A 22,262-nucleotide genomic window follows, 5' to 3' on the forward strand; every position below is an offset into this window, starting at 1 on the left:
CCGTAAATTCAGTACGTTTCGTTTGTTATTCAGAACGGATAGAAGATCGCCCTTGCGACTTCGTCGTGCACACAACGGAGCCCTGACATGACGCGACCCGTATTTCGCCGCCTTCTTAGGGCCGGGCTGGTTCTGGGAGCGTTCACGCTCTGCTTCGGCGTCGTCGCCGGCGCGCGCGCCCAGACCGAACTCCTGAACGTGTCCTACGATCCGACCCGCGAGCTCTATCGCGACCTCAACGCGGCTTTCCTCGAAGAATGGAACGCCAAGAATCCCGATAAAAAGATCAGCACGATCCGCCAGTCGCATGGCGGCTCGGGCGCCCAGGCCCGCACCGTCATCGATGGCCTCAACGCCGACGTGGTGACGCTGGCGCTGGCCGGCGACATCGACGCCATAGCCGAGCGCTCGAAGAAGCTGCCGCTCGACTGGCAAAAGCGCCTGCCGCACAACTCCTCGCCCTATACTTCGACGATCGTCTTCCTCGTCCGCAAGGGCAATCCGAAGGCGATCAAGGACTGGGGCGACCTCGTGAAGCCGGGCGTGCAGATCATCACGCCGAACCCGAAGACCTCGGGCGGGGCGCGCTGGAACTACCTTGCCGCCTGGGCCTATGCCGAGAAGGCGTTCAACAAGGACGACGCGAAGGTGCGCGATTACATCGGCAAGCTCCTCGCCAATGTTCCCGTGCTCGACACCGGCGCGCGCGGCGCCACCACCACCTTCACCCAGCGCGGCATCGGAGACGTCTTCCTGTCCTGGGAGAACGAGGCCTTCCTGGCGCTGAAGGAATTCGGCGCCGACAAGTTCGACATCGTCGTCCCCAGCCTGTCGATCCTCGCGGAGCCGCCGGTTTCGCTCGTCGACGCCAATGTCGACGCCAAGAAGACCCGCGAGCCGGCGCAGGCCTATCTCGATTTCCTCTACACGCCGAAGGCGCAGGCGATCATCGCCCGGAACTTCTATCGCCCGCGCAACCCCGAAGCAGCCGACGCGAAGGACGTCGCCAATTTCCCGAAGGTCGAACTCGTGACGATCGATGGGGCCTTCGGCGGATGGGCAAAGGCGCAGCCGACCCATTTCGGCGATGGCGGCACCTTCGACCAACTCTACAAGCCGGCTCGTTGACCCCATGACGGCGGCGACGACGACCTTCCGCTGGCGCGAGCCCAGCATCCTGCCCGGCTTCGGGCTGGCGCTCGGCATCACGGTGACGGCGCTGTCGCTGATCGTTCTGATACCGCTGGCGGCTCTGTTCCTGAAGGCGGCCAGCGCCGGCCCCGCCGACATCTGGGCGGTGGCCACCTCGCCGCGCACGCTGGCCGCGCTCAGGCTCTCCTTCACCGGAGCGCTGTTCGCCGCGCTGGTCAACGCCGTGTTCGGGCTGATCCTGGCCTGGGTGCTGGTGCGTTACGAGTTTCCCGGCCGGCGCTTGATCGATGCGGCGGTGGACCTGCCCTTCGCTCTGCCGACGGCGGTGGCCGGCATCTCGCTCGCGGCGATCTACGCGCCGAACGGTTGGGTCGGCTCGCTGCTGGCGCCGCTCGCCTTCCGCCTCACCATCCCCTTCACCGATCTTTCCTTCGGCTTCGACGGCAAGGTCGCCTATACGCCCCTCGGCGTGATGGTGGCGCTGATCTTCATCGGCCTGCCCTTCGTGGTACGCACCGTGCAGCCTGTGCTGGAAGAGCTGCAAAGCGATGTCGAGGAAGCCGCCGCACTGCTCGGCGCCAGCCGCGTCCGGACGATCTTCCGGGTCATCCTGCCGCCGGTCCTGCCGGCGCTTATGACCGGTTTCGTGCTCGCCTTCGCGCGGGCCGTCGGCGAATACGGCTCGGTGATCTTCATCGCCGGCAACGTCCCGATGGTCTCGGAGATCGCTCCGCTGCTGATCGTGATCCGGCTTGAGCAGTTCGACTATGCCGGCGCGGCCGTGGTGGCGACGATGATGCTGCTGATCTCGTTCGCGCTGATCCTTGCGGGCAACCTGATCCAGGCACGCGCCCGCCGGAGGTTCGGCGATGTCTGACGCGACGCTGCCCTCGGCCGCCAGGCCAGCCACCCGCAGGGCGCACGGCGAAAGCTTGGGTGTGCAGATCGCCCTGATCGCGATCTCGCTCGCCTTCCTGCTGCTGTTCCTGCTGCTGCCGCTCGTCACCGTCTTCGTCGAGGCCGGTGCCAAGGGCTGGGCGGCCTATCGCGCCGCGATCATCGAGCCCGACGCATTGGCGGCGATCCGGCTGACGCTGCTCGTCGCGGCGATCGCTGTCCCGTTCAATATCGTCGTCGGCATCGCGGCAGCCTGGGCGGTCGCCAAGTTCGAGTTCCGCGGCAAGAATCTGCTGATCAGCCTGATCGACCTGCCCTTCTCGGTCTCGCCGGTGATCTCCGGCCTCGTCTTCGTGCTGCTCTTCGGGGCGCAAGGTTATTTCGGACCGTGGCTGCAAGCCAACAACCTCAAGATCGTCTTCGCGTTGCCGGGGCTGATCCTGGCGACGGTCTTCGTCACCTTCCCCTTCGTGGCTCGCGAACTGATCCCGCATATGCAGTCGCTCGGCTCGTCCGACGAGGAGGCGGCGCTGACGCTTGGCGCCTCGCCCTGGCGCGTCTTCTTCTCGGTGACGCTGCCGAACGTGAAGTGGAGCCTGTTCTACGGCGTTCTGCTCTGCAACGCCCGCGCGATGGGCGAATTCGGCGCCGTCGCCGTCGTCTCCGGCAAGATCCGCGGCCTGACCAACACCATGCCGCTGCACATCGAGATCCTCTACAACGAGTACATGGGCGCGGCGGCCTTCGCGGTTGCCTCGCTGCTGGCGGGGCTCGCCCTCGTCACCCTCGTGCTCAAGACCCTGCTGGAATGGCACTACGGCGACGTGATCGCCGCCAGCCGCCGTCACTGACCCACAGACGAAGGATTTCTCGCCATGTCGGTCGCCGTCACCATCGAAACCATCGAGAAACGCTTCGATACCTTCCCGGCGCTGCGGGGGGTCTCGCTCGATATCCAGCCGGGAGAGCTCGTTGCGCTGCTCGGCCCATCGGGGTCGGGCAAGACCACGCTGCTGCGCCTGATCGCCGGGCTGGAAGAGGCCGATCGCGGCCGCGTGCTGTTCGGGGAGACCGATACGCGCGATCTCTCGCTGCGCGATCGCCGCATCGGCTTCGTCTTCCAGCAATATGCGCTGTTCAAGACGATGAACGTCGCCGAGAACATCGCCTTCGGGCTGAAGTCCCGGCCCCGCCACGAGCGCCCCGACTCCGCGGAAATCCGCAAGCGCGTCGGCGACCTGCTTGAACTCGTTCAGTTGCCCGGCCTCGAAAAGCGCTATCCGAGCCAGCTCTCAGGCGGCCAGCGGCAGCGCGTCGCGCTCGCCCGCGCGCTTGCGATCGAGCCGCGCGTGCTGCTGCTCGACGAGCCTTTCGGCGCGCTCGACGCCAAGGTGCGCAAGGATCTGCGAGCCTGGCTGCGCGAACTGCACGGGCGTACCGGCCACACCACCGTCTTCGTCACCCATGACCAGGAAGAGGCGCTGGAACTCGCCGACCGCGTCGCGATCCTGAACGAGGGGCGCATCGAGCAGGTCGGCTCGGCCGACGACGTCTACGACCATCCGGCGACGCCGTTCATCTGCGAGTTCCTCGGCGAGGTGAATAAGCTCCCCGTGAAGGTCGTCGGCAGCCAGGCCTTCTTCGGCGACCGGCCGGTGCTGGGCGGCATCACGCAGAACCAGGGCGGTTCGGCCTCGCTCTATGTCCGCCCGCAGCATCTGCGCATCGTCGACGAGACGCCGCTGGCCCTGCCCGGCGTAGTCGAGCATCTGCGTCGCAACGGCCCGCTGCGCCGGGCGGAGGTGGCGATCGACGGGCTCAAGAAACGGCTCGAGGTCGATCTCGCCAGCCAGGTCGCTCCGGCGATCGGTGAGCGCATCCGGCTGCGCATCACCCATGGCAACCTGTTCGCTGCCGCTTGATCGACCCGATTGTTCGGCATCGGTGATCTGGAAAAGCGGATTCCCCTTTTCGGCTCGATGCCCTAGCCTCCGCTGCGAATCCAGCCGGCCACCGCGCCGGCCGGGCCACGATCCGGATGGGAGATCGCGATGAAAGCACGCGCGAAATGGGTGGAAGGCATGGCCTTCATGGGCGAGTCCGGCAGCGGACACGCCATGATCATGGACGGCGCGCCTGAATATGGCGGGCGCAATCTGGGTATCCGGCCGATGGAGATGCTGCTGATCGGGCTCGCCGGCTGCACGGCTTTCGATGTGGTCGGCATGCTCAAGAAGGGCCGTGAATCGGTCACCGGCTGCGATGTCGAGGTCGAGGCCGAACGCGCCACCACCGATCCCAAGGTCTTCACCAAGATCCACCTCGTCTACCGCATCACCGGCAAGGGCCTTTCGCAGGCCAAGGCGGAACGCGCCGTCACATTGTCGAAGGAAAAATACTGTTCGGCTTCGATCATGCTCGGGGCGACGGCCGAGATGACCTACAGCCTCGAAGTGATCGACGAACTGCACAAGGAGGCCGCTGCATGAGCCAGGTTGAGTTCGCAGGACTGATCTCGCCGGAGGCGCTCGCCGCCCGGCTTGGCGACGAGAAACTCGTCGTCATCGACATTCGCACCGCCGCCGATGGTGGCAAGGACGCCTTCGGGTCCGGGCATATTCCCGGCGCTGTTCATTCCGACTATGCGGCCGATGGCTGGCGCGCCAAGATCGGCAATGCGCCGGGCCTGCTGCCCCCGCTCGACCATGTCGCCGCGCTGGTCGGACGGCTCGGCATCAAGCCGCATGACGATGTCGTCATCGTCCCGGCAGGCACGGCCGCGACTGATTTCGCTGCGGCGGCGCGGGTCTACTGGACGTTGAAATTCATCGGTCACGGCCAGCAGGCAGTGCTCGACGGCGGCTTCAAGGCTTGGGCTGCCGATCCGAAGCGACCCGTCGAGACCGGCGCATCGGCACCGAAGGGGGCGGATCCCTATCCCATCATTGCCCAGCAACGCCTGCGCAGCACGACGGACGCCACACTCGTCGCCTCGCGCAGCAAGCAGGCGAGCCTCGTCGACGCGCGCGGGCCGAGCTATTTCGACGGGCGCGAGAAGGCGGCGGAGGCAACGCGCGCTGGCCATATCCCTGGCGCCATCCCTCGCGACTACGCCGAGGCCTTCGAGCCCGGTAGCGGCAAGCTCAAGGCGCCCGGAGAGCTGGAAAAGCTCTACGCAACGGTGCCGAACGGCCCGGTCGTGTCCTATTGCAACACCGGTCATTCGGCCGCCGCGAACTGGTTCGTGCTTTCCGAAGTGCTCGGCCGCGACGAGATCGCGCTCTACGACGGCTCGATGACCGACTGGACGCAGGATCCGGAGCGGCCGGTCGCGACCGGCAAGGCGGCCTGACGCGCTTTCGATTGCAAAACAGGTTGAAAAGGTTCAAAGGAAGCGCCGATCGCGTGCCGTGACGCGCGGCGCTTCCTGACATTTTGACCGAGCCAGCAGCCGATGAACGCCGTCGCGCCGAAAATCTCCTTCGTTTCGCTGGGCTGCCCCAAGGCGCTCGTCGATTCCGAGCGGATCATCACCTCCTTGCGCTCGGAGGGCTATGAGCTCTCGAAGAGCCATGCGGGCGCCGACCTCGTCATCGTCAACACCTGCGGCTTCCTCGATTCGGCCAAGGCGGAGTCGCTGGAGGCGATCGGCTCGGCCATGGCCGAGAACGGCAAGGTCATCGTCACCGGCTGCATGGGCGCCGAGCCCGAGCAGATCCGCGACGTCTTCCCGAACGTGCTCGCGATCACCGGGCCGCAGGCCTATGAGAGCGTGGTCTCGGCCGTGCATCAGGCGGTGCCGCCCCGGCATGACCCCTTCGTCGACCTCGTGCCCGATCAGGGCATCAAGCTGACACCGCGGCACTACGCCTATCTGAAGATTTCAGAGGGTTGCAACAACCGCTGCACCTTCTGCATCATCCCGAAGCTGCGTGGCGACCTCGTCTCGCGACCGATCGGCGACGTGCTGCGCGAGGCCGAGAAGCTGGCCAAGGCGGGCGTTAGGGAACTGCTGGTGATCTCGCAGGATACCAGCGCCTACGGCCTCGACATCAAATACGCGCCGTCGATGTGGAAGGACCGCGAGGTTCGCACGCGTTTCTTCGAGCTTGCCCGCGAACTCGGGCAGATGGGGATGTGGGTGCGCCTGCACTACGTCTACCCCTACCCGCATGTCGACGAGGTCATCCCGCTGATGCAGGAAGGGCTGGTGCTGCCCTATCTCGACATCCCCTTCCAGCACGCCTCGCCCTCCGTCCTGAAGGCGATGAAGCGCCCGGCCCATCAGGACCGCACGCTCGACCGCATCCGAAAATGGCGCGACATCTGCCCAGACCTCGCCATCCGCTCGACCTTCATCGTCGGCTTCCCCGGCGAGACGGAGGAGGATGTGCAGTTCCTGCTCGATTGGCTGAAGGAAGCGAAACTGGAGCGCGTCGGCTGCTTCAAATACGAGCCGGTGAAGGGCGCCCCCGCCAACGACCTCGGACTTACCCTCGTTCCCGAGGAGGAGAAGGAGGCGCGCTGGCATCGCTTCATGAAGGCGCAGGCCGAGATCTCCACCCGCATCGTCAAGGCCCGAGTCGGCAAGCGCATCCCGGTGATCATCGACGAAGCCGGCCCGACCGTCGCCAAGGGCCGCTCGAAATGGGACGCGCCGGAGATCGACGGCAATGTCTATGTGGCAAGCCGGCGTCCCTTGCGTCCCGGCGACATCGTCACCGTCAAGATCGAGCGTGCCGACGCCTACGATCTGCACGGCGTCGCCGTTTGAGCGCAACCACGATCAGTTGGTGAACTCGCAGACCCGGCGGACGGCGCGTCCGTTGCGGTCCCGCGCGATCCTGAGATCGCCGCCGCAATTGTCGACGAGATGCACGACCGGCTCGCCCCGCTTCGGCGGCTCGTTGCAGGCATGGGTGATGCAGTTCGCACCGGCAACCTCGGTGCTCGTACGGACCGGGCGGGGAACCCGCAAGCGCTCCTGATCCTTCAGCCGGACCGCAATGACCGAGGTGTCGCCGCCGCCGGCATCGCCACCCGCGCCGCCACCCGCTCCGCCGCCCTGCTGGGCCATCGCCACGCCGGAAAGGGTCAAGGTCGCGAAAAGGAAGCCGGTGATCTGAAGCTTGCTGGGCATCGTCCTGGTCCCGAATGGCTGTCAGCGTGTCCCGCTGATGCCGATTTGTCGCGGCGCCGGCCCTTCGGGTTCATGGATGCCAAAACAAAAATGCGCCCGGCTGGCGGGCGCCGATTTTACACGCGAATCCGCCGTCATTCCGGGGCTTCGCGTCAGCGAAGAGCCCGGAACCCATGAACACAGGGTCGGACGAGAAGGCTTGTCGGGATCGGCGCGCTTTTGGATGGGCCGTGGTGTTCATGGGTTCCGGGCTCGGGCCTGCGGCCCGCCCCGGAATGACGGCGCGGTTCGGTCAAACCGGCGAGCGGAAGCACGGGATTGCGGTGGTGCGGCATTCTCGCGCGGAGGCGAGAGCAGACCCGAGAAAACCGGGTCGTCCTTCAATGCCCGGGGTTCCTTCCGGCCCGAGATGCCCGGGTCAAGCCCGGGCATGACGTTGCCGGATCAGGGGATCAGGACCGTCGAGCCCGTGGTGCCCCGCGACTCCAGCAGGCGGTGGGCGTCGGCCGCATCCTTCAGCGGGAAGGTCGCGTTGACCGGCACCTTGACCTTGCCGCTCGTCACCGCCTCGAACAGGTTCTTCGCCATCGCGATCATGGTCTCGCGCTTGGCGGTGTGGGTGTTCAGCGTCGGGCGCGTGACATAGAGCGAGCCCTTCGCGGAGAGGATGCCGAGGTTGAAGGCCTCGACGGCGCCAGACGCGTTGCCGAAGGACGCCATCAGGCCGAAGGGCTTCAGCGTGTCGAGCGACTTCATGAAGGTGTCCTTACCGACGCCGTCATAGACCACGTCGCAGAGCTTCCCGCCGGTGATCTCCTTCACGCGCGCCGCGAAATCCTCTTCGCGATAGTTGATGACGTGGTCGGCGCCATGCGCCTTGGCGAGCTCCGCCTTCTCCTTCGAGCCGACGGTGCCGATTACAGTCGCGCCCAGCGCCTTGCCCCATTGGCAGAGGATGAGGCCGGTGGCCCCGGCCGCCGCATGGACGAGGATGGTGTCGCCCGGCTTCACCTTGTAGGTCCGGTGCAGCAGGTATTCGGCCGTCAGCCCCTTCAGCATCATGCTGGCGGCGGCCTCATAGGAAATGCCGTCCGGCAGCGGGACGACGGAGGCTGCGGGCACGATGCGCTCCTCGGCATAGGCGCCGAGGGTCGAAACCACCGAGACGCGATCGCCGACCTTGAATTCCGTGACGTTCGCCCCGACGGCCAGAACATCGCCGGCGCTCTCGTTGCCGAGGACGAAGGGCAGCTGCGGCGCCGGATAGAGGCCCGAACGGAAATAGGTGTCGATGAAGTTGAGGCCGATCGCCCGGTTCCGCATCAGAACCTCGCCGGGTCCCGGCTGCGGCAACGTGATGTCTTCGAGCTGGAGGACTTCCGGCCCACCGGTTTTGTGCGCGCGAATGGCTTTGACCATGAAAGGCGTCTCCCTTGGGTTTGATGCCCGACCTTAGTGGATCATGCGCGAAAGCAGCAGCTTGCAGAACGCAGAACGCACCTTGCGACTTTGCGGCCCGTGGCCAAAACGCGGTTCATCGGATAGCCAGTTATCATGAGCACGCACACCGCCGATCCGGTCGATATCGCCATCGTGGGCGCCGGCGCCGTCGGCCTCGCGGCCGCGCTGGCGCTCAGCCGCGAAGGCAGCAGTGTCGCCCTGCTCGGCCCGGTCGCGACACCGCGCGACGGACGCACCGTCGCTCTGCTCGACGGCTCCTGGCGACTTCTGGCCGATCTCGACGTGCAGGGCGCCCTGCTCGACAAGGCCGCGCCGCTCACCGTCATGCGCCTCGTCGACGACAGTGGCAGCCTGTTTCGCCAGCCGCCCGTCGAGTTCCGCGCATCCGAGATCGGTCTCGAGGCCTTCGGCTGGAACATCGAGAATGCCGATCTGACGGCGATCCTGGCGGAGAAGGCCGGCGCGGTACCCGGCCTGCGGATGATACCGGGCCTGGTCCGTGCCATCGAGCCGCAAGCCGATAGCATCCGGCTGTCCGGCGAGGGCTTCGCGCCGATGAGCGCCCGGCTGGTGGTCGGTGCCGACGGCCGCAACTCGCAGATTCGCAGCGCTGCGGGAATCGAGAGCCGCGACTGGCGTTATCCGCAGGTGGCGCTGACCGCGATCTTCGAGCACCGCCGCGATCATCGCGAGATCTCGACCGAGTTCCATACGCGACAGGGACCCTGCACCCTGGTGCCTTTGCCCGGACGACGCTCCTCGCTGGTCTGGCTGCTCGATCCGCAGGAAGCGGAAGCCGTCGCGGCGCTCGACGATGCCGCCTTCGCACTGCGCGCCGAGAGGCAGGTGCAGTCGCTGGTCGGCGCGATGACGGTGGTAGGCCCGCGCGGGAAGGTGCCGATGAGCGGGCTTTCGGTCGAGCGCTTTGGCGCCGGCCGTATGGCGCTGATCGGCGAGGCCGCGCATGTCTTCCCGCCGATCGGCGCGCAGGGGCTCAATCTCGGCCTGCGCGATGTCGCGGCACTGCGCGATGCGCTCGCAGGCGCCTCGGACACAGGCAGCGAGACGGTGATCGCGGCTTACGACGCCGCTCGCCGGACCGATGTCCGGCTGCGGACCGGCGCGGTCGATGCGCTCAACCGCACGCTGCTGACCGACCTGCTGCCGGCCGATCTCCTGCGCGGCGCGGCACTGCTCGCCCTGTCGCGGATCGGCCCGCTGCGCCGCTTCGTGATGCGGCAGGGGCTCGCGGGCGGGGCGGCTTCCTGACGGACGGTCGTCATGCTCGGGCCTGACCCGAGCATCTCATGCCGAAGCGGGCTCATGTGTTTCTTCCGGCAAGAGATTCTCGGGTCTGCACGGAGTTTATCCTTGGGCCGAGAAGGCTCCGCCCGAGAACGACGGCGGAGTCAGGTCAGGCTTCGCCCAATGTCTTCCGCGTATCGGCGCCGCTCGCCGCGACGCGCCGGAGCCCCTCCGCCTGCTCTCGGAATACGGGTGCCAATGGCAGCGGCGTCGAGACAAGCCGCCGGCCGCCGGGTTCCTCGACCTGCGTATCGAGCAGGCCGCGCGCGGTCATCTGCGGATCGGAGACCGCCTCTTCCAGCGTCCGCACCACAGTGCAGCAGCAATCCAGCGGCTCGATCACCGCGCGCCAGTGGCTGGCGCTTTCGCCTGCGATGATGCGCGCGATCTCGATGCGGGTCGCCTCGGGATCGCGGCGGTCGTCGCGCAGCTTGGTGTCAAGGCCGATGCCGTCGCAGAAGCCCTGCCAGAACTTGGGCTCTAGCGCTCCGACCGCGAGGAACCAGCCATCGGCGGTGGCATAGAGGCCATAGCGCGGGCTCGCCCCGGTCAGCATGCCTTCGCCGCCATCGGGAAAGGAGCCCGTCACCTGGCCTTGCGCCAGCCCGTACCAGGCGAAGGTCGGCATCGCATCGGCCATGGCGATATCGAGATGGCAACCCTGCCCGCTGCGGTCGCGCTGGCGCAGCGCCAGCAGGATGTTGAGGACGGCCGGCATCGTGCCGCCGGCGATGTCTGCGACGAGCGGCGGTGGCAGGGGCGGCGCGTCGCCGCGCTTGAGCGACTGCCCGAGCAGCCCGCCCAGCGCCTGATAGTTGATGTCGTGTCCGGCCTCCTGCGCGCGCGGCCCATGCTGGCCGTAGCCGCTGATCGAGCAGTAGATCAGCCGTGGATTGAGCGCCTTCAGCGCCTCGTAGCCGAAGCCGAGCCGCCCCATCACGCCCGGCCGGAACTGCTCGATCAGGATATCGGCCTTCGCGATCAGGGGGCTGAGCCGCGCCAGCGCATCCGGCGCCTTGAGGTCGACCTCGACGCTCTCCTTGCCGCGGTTGAGCACGGCGAAAGGCGCTGACGTCTCGCCGAAACGGGGCGGAAAGCCGCGCATGTCCTCGCCACCCGGCCGCTCGATCTTGACGACGCGCGCGCCGGCCTCGCTCAGGAAGAGGCTCGCCAGCGGCCCGGGCAGGAGCGTCGAGAAATCGAGGACCAGCAGGTCGTCCAGCGGCAGCATCGGCGTCCTTAGATTCTTTGCTTCATCGCATTTTCTTCACGCGAACCGGCGTCCACTTCGCTCGGAAATGCTCTAGTGAAAGAGATCGGCCGTTATCCTGCCCGTCTTCACCAGCCACAGGAAGCCCGGCAGCGTGACCATCGACACGATCGTGCCGACGAGGATGCAGGCGGAGGCGCGCTCGACGCCGACACGATACTGGGTCGAGATCACGAAGATGTTCAGGGCCGGCGGCAGGGCCGCCATGATGATCGCGGCATAGATCCAGTGGGTCGGGATACCGCCGAGCGCCGAGAGCAGAACCCAGACCAGCAGCGGATGCAGCAGGAGCTTGATCACGACCAGCGCCGGAACCTCGCCGGGCATCGTCTTCATCGGCCTGAGCGCAACGGTGACGCCGAGCAGGAAGAGCGCGCAGGGCGCGGCGGCCTGCGACAGCCAGAGCACCATCCGGTCGAGCGCCACCGGCAGTTCGAACTTCAGATAGCTCGCCAGCACGCCGGCAAGCGTCGCGACGTTGAACGGATGCGTCAGAACCCGCCAGACCACCTCGCGCGCCGTGGCGAGCACGCTTTTCTTCTCGACGCCCGCCACGGCCATGAGCAGGGGAACGAGCGAGAACAGCAGGACGCTGTCGAAGACGAAGATGAGCACGACCGGCGCACTGGCCTCCGGCCCCAGCGCGGCCAGGATCAACGGCGGCCCCATATAGCCGATGTTGGAATAGGCCCCGGCGACGCCCTGCATCACCGCCTGCGGCATGTCGCCCTTGGCGTGTCTCAGCCCGATCGCGAAAGACAGGCAGAAGGCGCAGAACGTCGCCGTGGTCGTGCCGGCGATGAACTTCCAGTTTGCGAGCTCGCTCAGCGGCTTGTCGGCGATCAGCCTGTAGAACAGCGGCGGCAGCGCCACATAGATCAGGAAGAACTGCAGCCAGGCGAGCCCGGCCTCCGGCAGCTGCTTGTAACGGCCGATGGCAAAGCCGAGCAGGATCAGCCCAAAGAACGGCGCGACCAGATTGAAGATATTGAGAAGGTCGGCCATCGGTGCGTCAGTCCTGCGGTCAAGGCGCCCGCTCCGGGCCCGAACCCCATCGCGGCCATCTGCATCTAGCGCATGACGCAGGCCCGGCAAGGCCATTCGGACCATGGCGCCCTGCCATCAACGCAACGGATGGACTCTAAACCTAGGCTTAAATGCCCATGCAATCCGACAGGAAAATAAACCCAGGTATATAGGCCTACTACTTTGTCGAAAGGCCGATGGACGCGTGCCGCCGGCTCATCCACATTCGCTGCGTTGCAGCACGGAGCGCCCGATGACGACCAAGACGCCGCGCCAGTTCTTTCGTCCGCTCGCGATCGGCGCGCCGGAGCCCTATCGCGAGCTGCCGCTGCGGCTCGAGCGCATGATCCATTTCGTGCCGCCGCATCTGGAGAAGGTGCGGGCGAAGGTCGGAGAGCTCGCGCCCCAGGTCGACATCGTGCTCGGCAACCTCGAGGACGCGATCCCGGTCGAAGCCAAGCAGGCCGCTCGCGACGGCTTCATCGCCATGGGCAAGGCGGTGGATTTCGGCAAGACCGGGCTGTGGACCCGCGTCAATGCGCTGAACTCGCCCTGGTTCCTCGACGATATCAGCGCGATCACCGCGGAGATCGGCGGCAAGCTCGACGTGGTGATGGTCCCGAAGGTCGAAGGTCCCTGGGACATCCATTACGTCGACCAGCTCCTCGCCCAGTTTGAGGCACGCCATGCCCTGCCGAAGCCGATCCTGATCCACGCCATCCTCGAGACGGCCGAGGGTGTGAAGAACGTCGATGCGATCGCCACGGCTTCCCCGCGCATGCACGGCATGAGCCTCGGCCCCGCCGACCTCGCCGCTTCGCGTGCGATGAAGACCACGCGCGTCGGCGGCGGCCATCCCGAGTACAAGGTGATCGCGGACCCCTCCCCCGATGGCGGGCCCCGTGCCATCGCACAGCAGGATCTCTGGCACTATACGCTGGCCAAGATGGTCGATGCCTGTGCGGCCGCGGGGATCAAGCCATTCTATGGCCCCTTCGGCGATTTCGCCGATACGGACGCCTGCGAGGCGCAGTTCCGCAACGCCTTCCTGCTCGGCTGCGCCGGCGCCTGGACGCTGCATCCCTCGCAGATCGGGATCGCCAAGCGGGTCTTCAGCCCCGACCCGGCCGAGGTCGCCTTCGCCAAGCGCATCATCGAGGCGATGCCGGACGGCTCCGGCGCCGTGATGATCGACGGCAAGATGCAGGACGACGCCACCTGGAAGCAGGCGAAGGTGATCGTCGACCTTGCTCGCCAGGTCGCGGCACGCGACCCCGATCTCGCGGAACGCTACGGAATGTGATGGGACAAACGGCCTAATCCATTGATCTCGACGCATTTAGGACGCATTGCTCTCGCAAGGGCGGCGAGGACGTAAGCCGGCGGCGGATCGGCCGGTTCAGTATGGATCAACTATGGAAGCGCGTTCGGCCAAATTCCGGATCGGGCAAGTGGTCAAGCACCGCGTCTACCCGTTCCGTGGCGTGATCTTCGACGTCGACCCGGTTTTCTCCAACACCGAGGAATGGTGGATGGCGATTCCGGAGAACATGCGCCCGTCGAAGGACCAGCCCTTTTACCACCTCTTCGCGGAGAACGAGGAGACGGAATACGTCGCCTATGTCTCGGAGCAGAATCTCGTCAGCGACGATTCCGGAGAACCGGTCCGCCATCCGCGCGCCAAGGAATTCTTCCGGCGAGACCGCAAGGGCCGGTATCGGATCGACCGGACCGAATTGAACTGAAGAAAGCGCCTTCAGCCAAGCAAGTTGAGCATTTCGGTATACGGAAAACAAAAAGGCCGGCTCTTGGAGCCGGCCTTTTCTATTCTTGGCTTCCGCCGGCCGATCAGGGCTTGGGCGGGGTGGCCGGGGCAGCGCCCGGAACCGGAAGAGCGCCCGGCGCGGGAGCGGCACCCGGAGCCGCGTTGGCGCCGCCGGCGCCGAGACGCTGGCGCAGCTCTTCCTGGCGCTTCGCCAGCTCGTCCTGAAGCTGCTTCTGCTGGTCCTCGAGGACCTTGGGATCGATCGGCGCGCCGTCGAAGCCCTTGGCGAAATCGGCCAGCGGAATCGCGAAGGTCACCTCACGGGCGCCCTGGTTCTGGACGCTGATGTTCAGGGTGGTGCCCTTCTTCATCGCATTGATGAAGTCGTCCTTGACCTGCGCCTCGGCGAAGCAGCCGTTCGGGAAGCAGATCGCGTAGCGGCCGCCGACCGGCTGGGCGTTGTCGACGCCGAAGCGGATGCCGGGCTGCAGCAGCAGGCCGAGCGGCATCAGGAAGCGGACGATCTTGTTCGGGTCGCCCTTGACGTCATAGATCGCGGCCGCGAGCACCGGCTGGCCCTGATCCGAAACGAAGTCGCGGGTCGTGTAGCAGATTTCCTTGTTGGCGCCCTGATCCTTGCCGCAGACCTTGGTCCAGCTGGTCTGCGAAGGCTCCGGCTTGACCTGGACGACGGTCGGGCCGGTCGCCGCGGCGCCCGGCTGCTGGGCCGGGGCGGCGGGCTGCTGAGCCGGGGCTGCCGGCCGCGCCGGGGTCGCCGGCCGCGGGGCCTGCGCGAAAGCGGCGACGGGCGAGAAGGCGACCGCCGCGCTGAGGGCGAGCCCTAGGGCAGACGATGACAGGCGAAACGAAGCGGACATTCCTTGGCTTTCCTTATCAGGCGAATTCGGGGATCACGACTTCGCAAGCCGCGCGCGTCACCGCCGACGGCTCAATCGCATGGCGGCGCCAGCCTTTTCAAGCCGTGCACATCAAGGGCGATTGAGGCGTTTGAATGACACCCTGTCCCGCCTTTAGCGAGTTCGCGCGCCAGATTCCAGCCCGAATAGCTGCGTGACGACCTGCAGCCCATGCTATTCTGACGTAGGGAATCAGGTCGGACGATGGATTTTATGCGATTGCCCTCGGTGGCGAGCCGCCGCAGGGTCAACTTGATGCTTGCCTTGAGCCCGTTCGCCCTGCTGGCGCGCGGCAGATCGGCATTGGCCGATTCGGTATCGGTGCAGCACGCCATCGCGATGCACGGCCGGCCGGCGCTCCCTCCCGGCTTCGCTCACCTGCCCTATGCCGACCCCAAGGCTCCGCGTGGCGGGCGTATCGTATTCGGCATCCAGGGCACGTTCGACAGCCTCAATCCGCTGGTCGTGCTCGGCGTCGCGCCCGACGCCGTGCCGAAATACGTCCAGCAGAGCCTGCTCTTCCGTTCGGCGGACGAGCCTTTCACCGCTTATGGCCTGCTCGCCTTGCGCGTGGAGCTCGACGCAGACCGCAGGAAACTCGCCTTCGATCTCGATCCGCGCGCGACGTTCTCCGACGGCACCCCGGTGACAGCCGACGACGTGCTCTTCACCGTCGAGATGCTGAAGACGAAGGGCAAGCCGTTCCACCGTTCCAGCCTGGCGCGGATCACGAAGGCCACGGCCCCCTCGCAGCGCCGGGTGGAGTTCGAGCTGGGCGACGGCTCCAACCGCGAATTGCCGCTGGTGATCGGGTCCCTGCCGATCTTCGCAAGGCACGCGACGAATGCGGAGAGCTTCGGCGAGACCAGCTTCAAGCCTGCCCTCGGCTCCGGTCCCTATGCGGTCAGCGAGGTCAGGCCGGGCGAAGCGCTGACGATGAAGCGGCGCAAGGATTTCTGGGCCGAGGATCACCCGCTGACGCAGGGTCTCTTCAACGCGGACGAGATTCGCTACGATTTCTACCGGGACTCGAACGCGTTGTTCGAGGCGTTCAAGGCCGGGCTCTACGATGTCCGCCTGGAGGGCGACCCGACCCGCTGGATGACGGGCTACGACGTGCCGGCGGTGCATGACGGCCGCATCGTCAGGCAGACGCTGCATTTCGACACGCCAAAGGGCATGACCGGGCTGGTCTTCAACACGCGCCGGCCGGTGTTCTCCGACATCCGCGTGCGTGAGGCGCTCGGGCTGCTGTTCGACTTCGAATGGGTCAACCGCAACCTGTTCCACGGCGTCTATCGGCGCGCCGGCAGCTTCTTCTCCGATTCGGAACTATCCGCCCTCGGCGTGCCCGCCGACACGCGCGAGAAGGCGCTGCTCGCAGCCTTTCCCGGTGCCGCGCGCGACGACATCCTGGCCGGGGCCTGGAAACCGTCCGAGACCGACGGCTCCGGCCGCGACCGCGAGCAGGCGCGCAAGGCGCTCGACCTGCTCAAGGCCGCCGGCTACGCGCTGCAGGACGGCGTGCTGCGCAACGGCAAGGGCGAGCCCTTCGCCTTCGAGATCACCGTCACCAGCCGCCCGCAGGAACGGCTCGCGCTGAACTACGCGCAGTCGATCGGGCGTCTCGGCATCGCGGCCAGCGTCCGCCTGATCGACGACGTGCAGTACTGGCGGCGTCTCTCGGCCTTCGACTTCGACATGATCCAATGGACCTGGCCTGCCTCGGCCTCGCCCGGCAACGAGCAGATCGGCCGCTGGGGTGCCGCGAATGCCGAGCGCAAGGGCTCGCTCAACTATGCCGGGGTGAAATCGCCCGCCATCGACGCCGTGCTCCAGGCCCTGCTTGGCGCCCGCGAGCGCGAGGATTTCGTCGCGGCGGTGCGCACGCTCGACCGGCTGCTGCTGTCCGGCTTCTACGTCGTGCCGCTCTATTACCTGCCCGACACCTGGCTCGCTTTGGCGCGCAACGTCGTGATGGCGGGGCGCCAACCGGGCTATTTCCTTTCCAACGAAATGCTGGCGCGCCTCCCGGCCGCGCCGGCGCCGGCGAACTGAAGGGCCGTCGATGCGGGCTGAACAGGACGAAGCTTCCGCCCTGCTCGACGGGCTCGATATCGACACGCTGCTCAAGGCGCTGATCCGCGGACGCGGCTATGAGGCGGCCTTGCGCGACCCGCCGGGGCGACGCGGCTGGAGCGACGTCAGCCCGGCCTCGATCAATTTTCTCCAGCTCGACCAGCGCATCGACCGGCTGGCGCGGCTCCTGACCGTCAACAAGGGACAGCCGGGGGCAAGCGTGGCGATCCTGGCGCCGCTCGGGCCGGAGGCGATTGTCTCCGTGCTGGCCTGCCTGCGCGCCGGCCTCTCGCCGCTGATGCTGCCGCTGCACGGCAATGAGCTCGAGATGTTGCGCCTTATCGAGGCTTCGGGCGCCGTCATGGCGCTCGGCGTCAGCAGGGTCGGACCGTTGCGGCCGCTGCTGATGCTGCGCAACCTCGCGATGCGCGCCTTCGGCACCCGGTTCGTCGGCGGCTTCGGCCCCGATGTGCCGGATGGCGTCGCCCCGCTCGACGCGCTGATGGCCAATGCGAGCCTGCATCCCCTCCCCGGCCTTGTGGAGCGGCCCTGGCTGCAGGTCGCCGATGCCATCTCGTTCGAAGGACCACAGCGGATCTCCGAACGGGAGCTTCTGGGCAAGGCGCTCGAGATCTCGCGAGCCCTCAAGCCGATGACCTCGTCGCGGATCGTCACCACCCTGGTCGGCGGCGACCTCGCCTCGCTCGCTAGCGGGCCGGGCATGGCGATGCTGACGGGTGTCGAGCTATTGCCGCTCGGCCTGTTCAACCTCGGAGACCTGCAGGCCTGCGTCGAGGGCGGGCGCAGCGTCCATCTCGTCCTGCCGGGCGAGATGGAGCCAGCATTGGCGCATTCGCGGCTGGCGGGGCATCCGGCTCTGGCCAGCCTCGTCTTCGCGCAAAGGATGTCTGGCAAACCGTCCTATCCGGCAATTGATCGCCCCGATCTCGCCATCGTCGATATCGCGGTGCATACTGCGTCCGATATCACCGTGACCCGGCGCCAGTCGCCCGTCGGTTGATCGGCGCGGGAACGGTGTCGGGGCGCATTCCGCGGAGTGTCCACCATGCTTGCCTTCGGCGTTGTTCTGCTTTCCCTCTCAGCCAGCCCGGTCACTCTCGTTGCCGACGGGGTGCCGCGTTTCGATATCGCCGCCTCCTGCGAAGCCGCAGGGAAATCCTCCACAGGGATCGGCCGCCCTGTCGCCGCCTGCCGCGACGATGAGGAAAAGGCCCGCGGCGCCCTCGAGATGCGCTGGTCGGAATTCCCAGTGCAGGCCCGTACGACCTGTACCGAAGGTGCGAGCCTCGGCGGACCGCCGAGCTACGTCCAGCTCATCACCTGTCTGGAAATGACGAAGCAGTGATGCTCGCCCTGCCCGCCGGCAGCACCGCGGCGCGCAGCAGCGTGTAGAGCACCACCGCGTTCAGCAGGTGCCAGAGCCAATGGGTGCCCAGCGACAGGGCTCCGCAAAGCGGCCCGTCGATACTGCGCATCGTCAGCGAAACGGCGAACGCCGCGCTGGCCAGAGCCAGTAGGTTTCTTTGGCGATGCAAGGCCGGCCTGCCCAATAGGGCGAGCGCCATGCCGCCAAACCCGAGCAGGAACGCCGCATAACCCGCCGAGCCTGCCATCGTCGGCGGCAGGAGCGCCCGCCCCGCCCAGGACAGCGCGAGGGCCAGGCAGAAGAATGCGAGCGTCCCCGCGGCCGTGACCAGCCTCGACGCGCCGAAGAATCGCCGAAGCGCAAAGGCGAAATAGCCGAAGGCGAAGAGCTGGATCGGCAGGACATCGGCCGCCACCGTCCAGCGATTCGGCATGGTGTGGAACAGGAAGGACCCGACCCCGATCGCGAAGACCATGAGGATCAGCGCGAGCACGCTCCGGTCACGGACGCCCTGCCGGCGCCAAAGCCAGAAAGCCGCCAGCGCCGCGGCAAGAAACGCCGCATTGGTCGCCGCGTTGAAAGGCTCGGCCCAGAAGCTGCCGTCCAGTCTTTCGCAATAGCCGAACCGCATCCGATCGCCCATTTCCAACCCGACACGGTCCAGCCAAGCCCGCGTGTTGCGACATTATCGTGTCGCGGCCGAGGCTTGTCTCGGCGGCTGCGCTCCGCGAAGTTCGCTCCCTGACCATCAGGAACGACCATCATGCGCAGCCTTCGCCTTTCGCTCTCCGGAGTCTTCCTGCTCGCCGTGGGAGCTGCGAGCCCTGCTTCGGCCGACCCGGCAACGTGCGCCGGCCTCTGGACGGCCCGCAACGAGATATACAAGGCGCAGGGCTACTGCTTCCGCACGCAGCGCGCGATCGCGGCCTTCGGCAATGCCGGCTGCCAGTACGACGATATCGAGGACGTGCCGCTCTCCGCCAACGACCGGCGCGCCGTTGCCGACATCGTCAGGCAGGAGCGGGCGCTGCGCTGCTCGCGCTGACGGCGATTGCCTGTGGAATGCATCGCAGCCCTGCGCCCCGCGAGGGCGAGCCCGTGCTAGAAGCGCCGGCCGTGCCTCTGCGCGCGACCAATCAAGGCGATTCACGACCCGCATGACGACAGCGATCGAGATGGGAACGACACGGACCGGCGAGCCCGGTCTCATCGATCTCGCCGAATTGCTGGCGACGCGGCTGCTCGTGCAGGGCAATTCCGGCTCGGGCAAGTCGCATCTGCTGCGCCGCCTGCTGGAGCAGAGCGCGCCGCTCGTCCAGCAGGCGATCATCGATCCGGAGGGCGATTTCGTCTCGCTCGCCGACCAGTTCGGCCATGTCGTGGTCGATGCCGAATGCGGCGAGGCCGAATTGCAGCGCGTCGCGCTGCGCGTGCGCCAGCACCGCGTCTCGGTCGTGCTCAATCTCGAGAACCTCGAGGCCGACGAGCAGTTGCGCGCCACGGCCGCCTTCCTCGGCGGGCTCTTCGACGTCGACCGCTCGCTCTGGTTCCCGATGCTGATCGTGGTCGACGAAGCCCAGCTCTTCGCGCCGGTGATGGCGGGCGAGGCTTCAGACGAGGCCCGCCGGCTCTCGCTGGGTGCCATGACCAATCTGATGTGCCGCGGCCGCAAGCGCGGCCTTGCCGGGGTGATCGCGACCCAGCGCCTCGCCAAGCTCGCCAAGAATGTCGCGGCCGAGGCCTCCAACTTCCTGATGGGCCGCACCTTCCTCGACATCGACATGGCCCGCGCCGCCGATCTGCTCGGCATGGACCGCAGGCAGGCCGAGATGTTCCGCGACCTCGAACGCGGGCAGTTCGTCGCGCTCGGCCCCGCCTTGTCCAAGCGGCCGCTGCCGATCCGGATCGGCACGGTCTCCTCGGTCGACCGCGGCAGCGCGCCGGGGCTGATGCCCTTACCGGAACAGGCCCCCGAAGACGCCGGCAAGCTGATCTTCACGCCGGGCGAGGACGAGCCGCCGCCGATGGCGCGCCCGGTCCGACCCGCGCCCCGGCCGCGCCCGGCCGCCAGCGACGTGCTGAGGCAGATCGAGAACTACCGCCCTGCCCCGCAGGCCGAGCCCGAGCCCGAGATCGAGCTGGAACCGGGCGAGCGCGAGGCGATCATGGTCGAGATCCTGCGCGAGCTGATGGCCGATCCGGAGGCGCGCTCGCGACAGGTCGCGGTGCTCTATCAGGATTTCACCGTGCGCTGCCGGATGCGCCGGCTAGGCCGCACGCATCTGAGCCTGGAGGAGTTCCGCCGCAGGCTCGCCGTCGCGCGGGCCGGCGTCAGCGACAGCATCGCGACCAGCGATGGCTGGCGGACGGCGGTCGAAGCCTCGGGCAGCTTGCCGGAGGATCTGCAGGGGCTCTTCCTGTTCATTGCCCGAACCGCGATCGAGGGCGCGCCCTGCCCGAGCGATGCCGAGCTGGCACGGGTCTATGGCAGCCATTCGCCGAGCCGGGCGCGGCGGCTCCTCGGCTATATCGAGGAGCGCGGCCTCATCGTCTGCCATGTCGATTTTCGCGGGCTACGGACGCTGGCGCTCCCGACGCTCGGCGTCGAGACCGCGCCGGGGCTGGCGCAGCCGCGTACCGCGGGCATGCCGCGCAGCGCGCGAGGCTAGCGGCCCTCGCGGGCTCGATGACTTGAACTCACCAATGCTGTTCCGGTGAGCGGGCTAATCGCGCCGGCTTGGTAACCCCACGTTCCGGCCTCCACAGGAGATCTGGATCATGGAATATCGGCGTTTGGGTCATTCGGGACTGATGGTCCCTGCCCTGAGCTTCGGCGCGGGCACCTTCGGCGGAACCGGGCCGCTCTTCAGCGCATGGGGCACGACCGATGCCCGGGAGGCGCGCCGCCTGGTCGATATCTGCCTCGAAGCCGGGCTGAACCTGTTCGACACCGCCGATGTCTATTCGAACGGTGCTTCCGAGGAGGTGCTCGGCGAAGCGATCAAGGTACGCCGCGACAAGCTGCTGATCTCGACCAAGACGACCCTGCCGATGGGCGACGGCCCCAATGATGCCGGCTCCTCGCGCAGCCGCTTGATCAAGGCGACCGAGGACGCCCTGCGGCGGCTCGGCACCGATTATATCGACCTGCTGCAATTGCATGCCTTCGACGCCGGCACGCCGGTCGAGGAGGTGCTCTCGACGCTCGACACGCTCGTCCGCGCCGGAAAGCTGCGCCATGTCGGCGTTTCCAACTTCGCCGGCTGGGAACTGATGAAGTCCCTCGCCGCAGCCGAACGCCACGGCTGGCCGCGCTATGTCGCGCATCAGGTCTATTACTCGTTGGTCGGGCGCGACTACGAATGGGAGCTGATGCCGCTCGGCCGCGACCAGGGCGTCGGCGCGCTGGTCTGGAGCCCGCTCGGCTGGGGCCGCCTCACCGGCAAGATCCGGCGCGGCCAGCCGGTGCCTGCCGGAAGCCGCCTGCATGAGACCGCTGAGTTCGGCCCGCCGGTCGAGGACGAACAACTCTATGCCATCGTCGATGTGCTCGATGCCATCGCCGAGGAGACCGGCAGGAGCGTGCCGCAGGTCGCGATCAACTGGCTGCTGCAGCGCCCGACGGTCTCCTCCGTCATCATCGGCGCCCGCAACGAGCAGCAATTGCGCGACAATCTCGGAGCGGTCGGCTGGAACCTGACCGCCGAGCAGGTCGCGCGCCTCGATGCTGCAAGCGTGCGGACCGCGCCCTACCCGTATTTCCCCTATCGGCGGCAGGCCGGTTTCGCGCAGCTGAATCCGCCGGTGGTGTAACTCGCGCACCCCGCGCGAAACTTGACCAGCCGGCCCCCGAACGTGCATGA

22 protein-coding genes are annotated in these 22,262 nt (G+C 67.1%); 16 read left to right on the plus strand and 6 right to left on the minus strand.

The features are described from left to right. Nucleotides 1–87 precede the first annotated feature (87 nt). The 7 genes from NWE53_RS06365 to rimO all read left to right on the plus strand — a co-directional run bounded on the left by NWE53_RS06365 (nt 88) and on the right by rimO (nt 6,823). Nucleotides 88–1,128, plus strand: a complete 1,041-nt coding sequence (locus NWE53_RS06365; protein ID WP_265053514.1) for a sulfate ABC transporter substrate-binding protein — start codon at nt 88–90, stop codon at nt 1,126–1,128. A gap of 4 nt (nt 1,129–1,132) precedes the next feature. Further along, nucleotides 1,133–2,029 carry a sulfate ABC transporter permease subunit CysT gene (gene cysT / locus NWE53_RS06370; RefSeq protein ID WP_265053515.1) on the plus strand — a complete coding sequence of 299 codons (897 nt, stop codon included), beginning with the start codon at nt 1,133–1,135 and terminating at the stop codon, nt 2,027–2,029. Further along, the gene (cysW, locus tag NWE53_RS06375; protein WP_265053516.1) at nt 2,022–2,900 is read left to right on the plus strand and encodes a sulfate ABC transporter permease subunit CysW; all 879 of its coding nucleotides are present in this window, start codon (nt 2,022–2,024) and stop codon (nt 2,898–2,900) included. Before cysT ends, cysW begins: the two co-directional genes overlap by 8 nt. 24 nt (nt 2,901–2,924) lie before the next feature. After that, entirely contained in the window at nt 2,925–3,971 is a 1,047-nt protein-coding gene (locus NWE53_RS06380) for a sulfate/molybdate ABC transporter ATP-binding protein (protein ID WP_265053517.1), read from the plus strand. Between the two features lie 129 nt (nt 3,972–4,100). After that, nucleotides 4,101–4,538 (plus strand): OsmC family protein, encoded by a 438-nt coding sequence (locus tag NWE53_RS06385; protein WP_265053518.1) that lies wholly within the window; start codon nt 4,101–4,103, stop codon nt 4,536–4,538. Continuing rightward, complete coding sequence (locus NWE53_RS06390; RefSeq protein ID WP_265053519.1) at nt 4,535–5,401, plus strand: sulfurtransferase; 867 nt, start codon at nt 4,535–4,537, stop codon at nt 5,399–5,401. Before NWE53_RS06385 ends, NWE53_RS06390 begins: the two co-directional genes overlap by 4 nt. Nucleotides 5,402–5,503: 102 nt before the next feature. Further along, nucleotides 5,504–6,823: a 30S ribosomal protein S12 methylthiotransferase RimO gene (gene rimO / locus NWE53_RS06395; RefSeq protein ID WP_265053520.1), complete on the plus strand. Its 1,320-nt coding sequence runs from the start codon at nt 5,504–5,506 to the stop codon at nt 6,821–6,823. Nucleotides 6,824–6,835: 12 nt separating this feature from the next. On the opposite strand, the gene NWE53_RS06400 is transcribed toward rimO, so the two are convergent. After that, nucleotides 6,836–7,189, minus strand: coding sequence for a hypothetical protein (locus NWE53_RS06400; RefSeq protein ID WP_265053521.1), 354 nt, complete (start codon nt 7,187–7,189; stop codon nt 6,836–6,838). 444 nt (nt 7,190–7,633) lie between these two features. Continuing rightward, nucleotides 7,634–8,608 (minus strand): quinone oxidoreductase family protein, encoded by a 975-nt coding sequence (locus NWE53_RS06405; protein ID WP_265053522.1) that lies wholly within the window; start codon nt 8,606–8,608, stop codon nt 7,634–7,636. A 135-nt stretch (nt 8,609–8,743) separates the two neighbouring features. Between NWE53_RS06405 and NWE53_RS06410 the strand changes: the two genes are divergently transcribed. Then, a complete protein-coding gene (locus NWE53_RS06410; RefSeq protein ID WP_265053523.1) occupies nt 8,744–9,919 on the plus strand; it encodes a UbiH/UbiF family hydroxylase in 1,176 nt (391 codons plus the stop codon). A 145-nt stretch (nt 9,920–10,064) separates the two neighbouring features. Here NWE53_RS06410 and NWE53_RS06415 read toward each other — a convergent pair whose 3' ends face one another. After that, the gene (locus NWE53_RS06415; protein WP_265053524.1) at nt 10,065–11,186 is read right to left on the minus strand and encodes a CaiB/BaiF CoA transferase family protein; all 1,122 of its coding nucleotides are present in this window, start codon (nt 11,184–11,186) and stop codon (nt 10,065–10,067) included. 72 nt (nt 11,187–11,258) lie between these two features. Beyond that, a complete protein-coding gene (locus NWE53_RS06420; RefSeq protein ID WP_265053525.1) occupies nt 11,259–12,230 on the minus strand; it encodes an AEC family transporter in 972 nt (323 codons plus the stop codon). Nucleotides 12,231–12,504: 274 nt separating this feature from the next. On the opposite strand from NWE53_RS06420, the gene NWE53_RS06425 reads away from it, so the two are divergent. Both NWE53_RS06425 and hspQ read left to right on the plus strand, forming a co-directional pair. After that, a complete protein-coding gene (locus NWE53_RS06425) occupies nt 12,505–13,554 on the plus strand; it encodes an HpcH/HpaI aldolase/citrate lyase family protein (RefSeq protein WP_265053526.1) in 1,050 nt (349 codons plus the stop codon). A 112-nt stretch (nt 13,555–13,666) separates the two neighbouring features. Next, nucleotides 13,667–13,996, plus strand: a complete 330-nt coding sequence (gene hspQ / locus NWE53_RS06430) for a heat shock protein HspQ (RefSeq protein ID WP_265053527.1) — start codon at nt 13,667–13,669, stop codon at nt 13,994–13,996. A 103-nt stretch (nt 13,997–14,099) separates the two neighbouring features. Here hspQ and NWE53_RS06435 read toward each other — a convergent pair whose 3' ends face one another. Further along, a complete protein-coding gene (locus tag NWE53_RS06435) occupies nt 14,100–14,894 on the minus strand; it encodes an invasion associated locus B family protein (RefSeq protein WP_265053528.1) in 795 nt (264 codons plus the stop codon). 294 nt (nt 14,895–15,188) lie between these two features. Here NWE53_RS06435 and NWE53_RS06440 point away from each other — a divergent pair, with 294 nt between their 5' ends. Genes NWE53_RS06440 through NWE53_RS06450 form a run of 3 tightly spaced genes read left to right on the plus strand, consistent with a single transcriptional unit; the run spans nt 15,189 to nt 18,378 of the window. After that, nucleotides 15,189–16,991: an extracellular solute-binding protein gene (locus tag NWE53_RS06440; protein WP_442864980.1), complete on the plus strand. Its 1,803-nt coding sequence runs from the start codon at nt 15,189–15,191 to the stop codon at nt 16,989–16,991. Between the two features lie 10 nt (nt 16,992–17,001). Beyond that, on the plus strand, nt 17,002–18,033 hold the full coding sequence (locus NWE53_RS06445; RefSeq protein ID WP_265053530.1) for an AMP-binding protein: 1,032 nt from the start codon (nt 17,002–17,004) through the stop codon (nt 18,031–18,033). A gap of 45 nt (nt 18,034–18,078) precedes the next feature. Then, nucleotides 18,079–18,378 (plus strand): hypothetical protein, encoded by a 300-nt coding sequence (locus NWE53_RS06450; protein WP_265053531.1) that lies wholly within the window; start codon nt 18,079–18,081, stop codon nt 18,376–18,378. Here the strand turns inward: NWE53_RS06450 and NWE53_RS06455 are convergent. After that, nucleotides 18,350–19,030 carry a ceramidase domain-containing protein gene (locus NWE53_RS06455; protein WP_265053532.1) on the minus strand — a complete coding sequence of 227 codons (681 nt, stop codon included), beginning with the start codon at nt 19,028–19,030 and terminating at the stop codon, nt 18,350–18,352. The two genes, NWE53_RS06450 and NWE53_RS06455, sit on opposite strands and share 29 nt — an antisense overlap. 132 nt (nt 19,031–19,162) lie before the next feature. On the opposite strand from NWE53_RS06455, the gene NWE53_RS06460 reads away from it, so the two are divergent. The 3 genes from NWE53_RS06460 to NWE53_RS06470 all read left to right on the plus strand — a co-directional run bounded on the left by NWE53_RS06460 (nt 19,163) and on the right by NWE53_RS06470 (nt 22,212). Continuing rightward, on the plus strand, nt 19,163–19,444 hold the full coding sequence (locus tag NWE53_RS06460) for a YARHG domain-containing protein (protein ID WP_265053533.1): 282 nt from the start codon (nt 19,163–19,165) through the stop codon (nt 19,442–19,444). A gap of 112 nt (nt 19,445–19,556) precedes the next feature. Next, the gene (locus NWE53_RS06465) at nt 19,557–21,068 is read left to right on the plus strand and encodes a helicase HerA domain-containing protein (RefSeq protein WP_265053534.1); all 1,512 of its coding nucleotides are present in this window, start codon (nt 19,557–19,559) and stop codon (nt 21,066–21,068) included. 109 nt (nt 21,069–21,177) lie between these two features. Next, the gene (locus NWE53_RS06470) at nt 21,178–22,212 is read left to right on the plus strand and encodes an aldo/keto reductase (RefSeq protein ID WP_265053535.1); all 1,035 of its coding nucleotides are present in this window, start codon (nt 21,178–21,180) and stop codon (nt 22,210–22,212) included. Nucleotides 22,213–22,262 lie beyond the last annotated feature (50 nt).

It is taken from the genome of Bosea sp. NBC_00550 (assembly GCF_026020075.1).
Classification (GTDB): domain Bacteria; phylum Pseudomonadota; class Alphaproteobacteria; order Rhizobiales; family Beijerinckiaceae; genus Allobosea.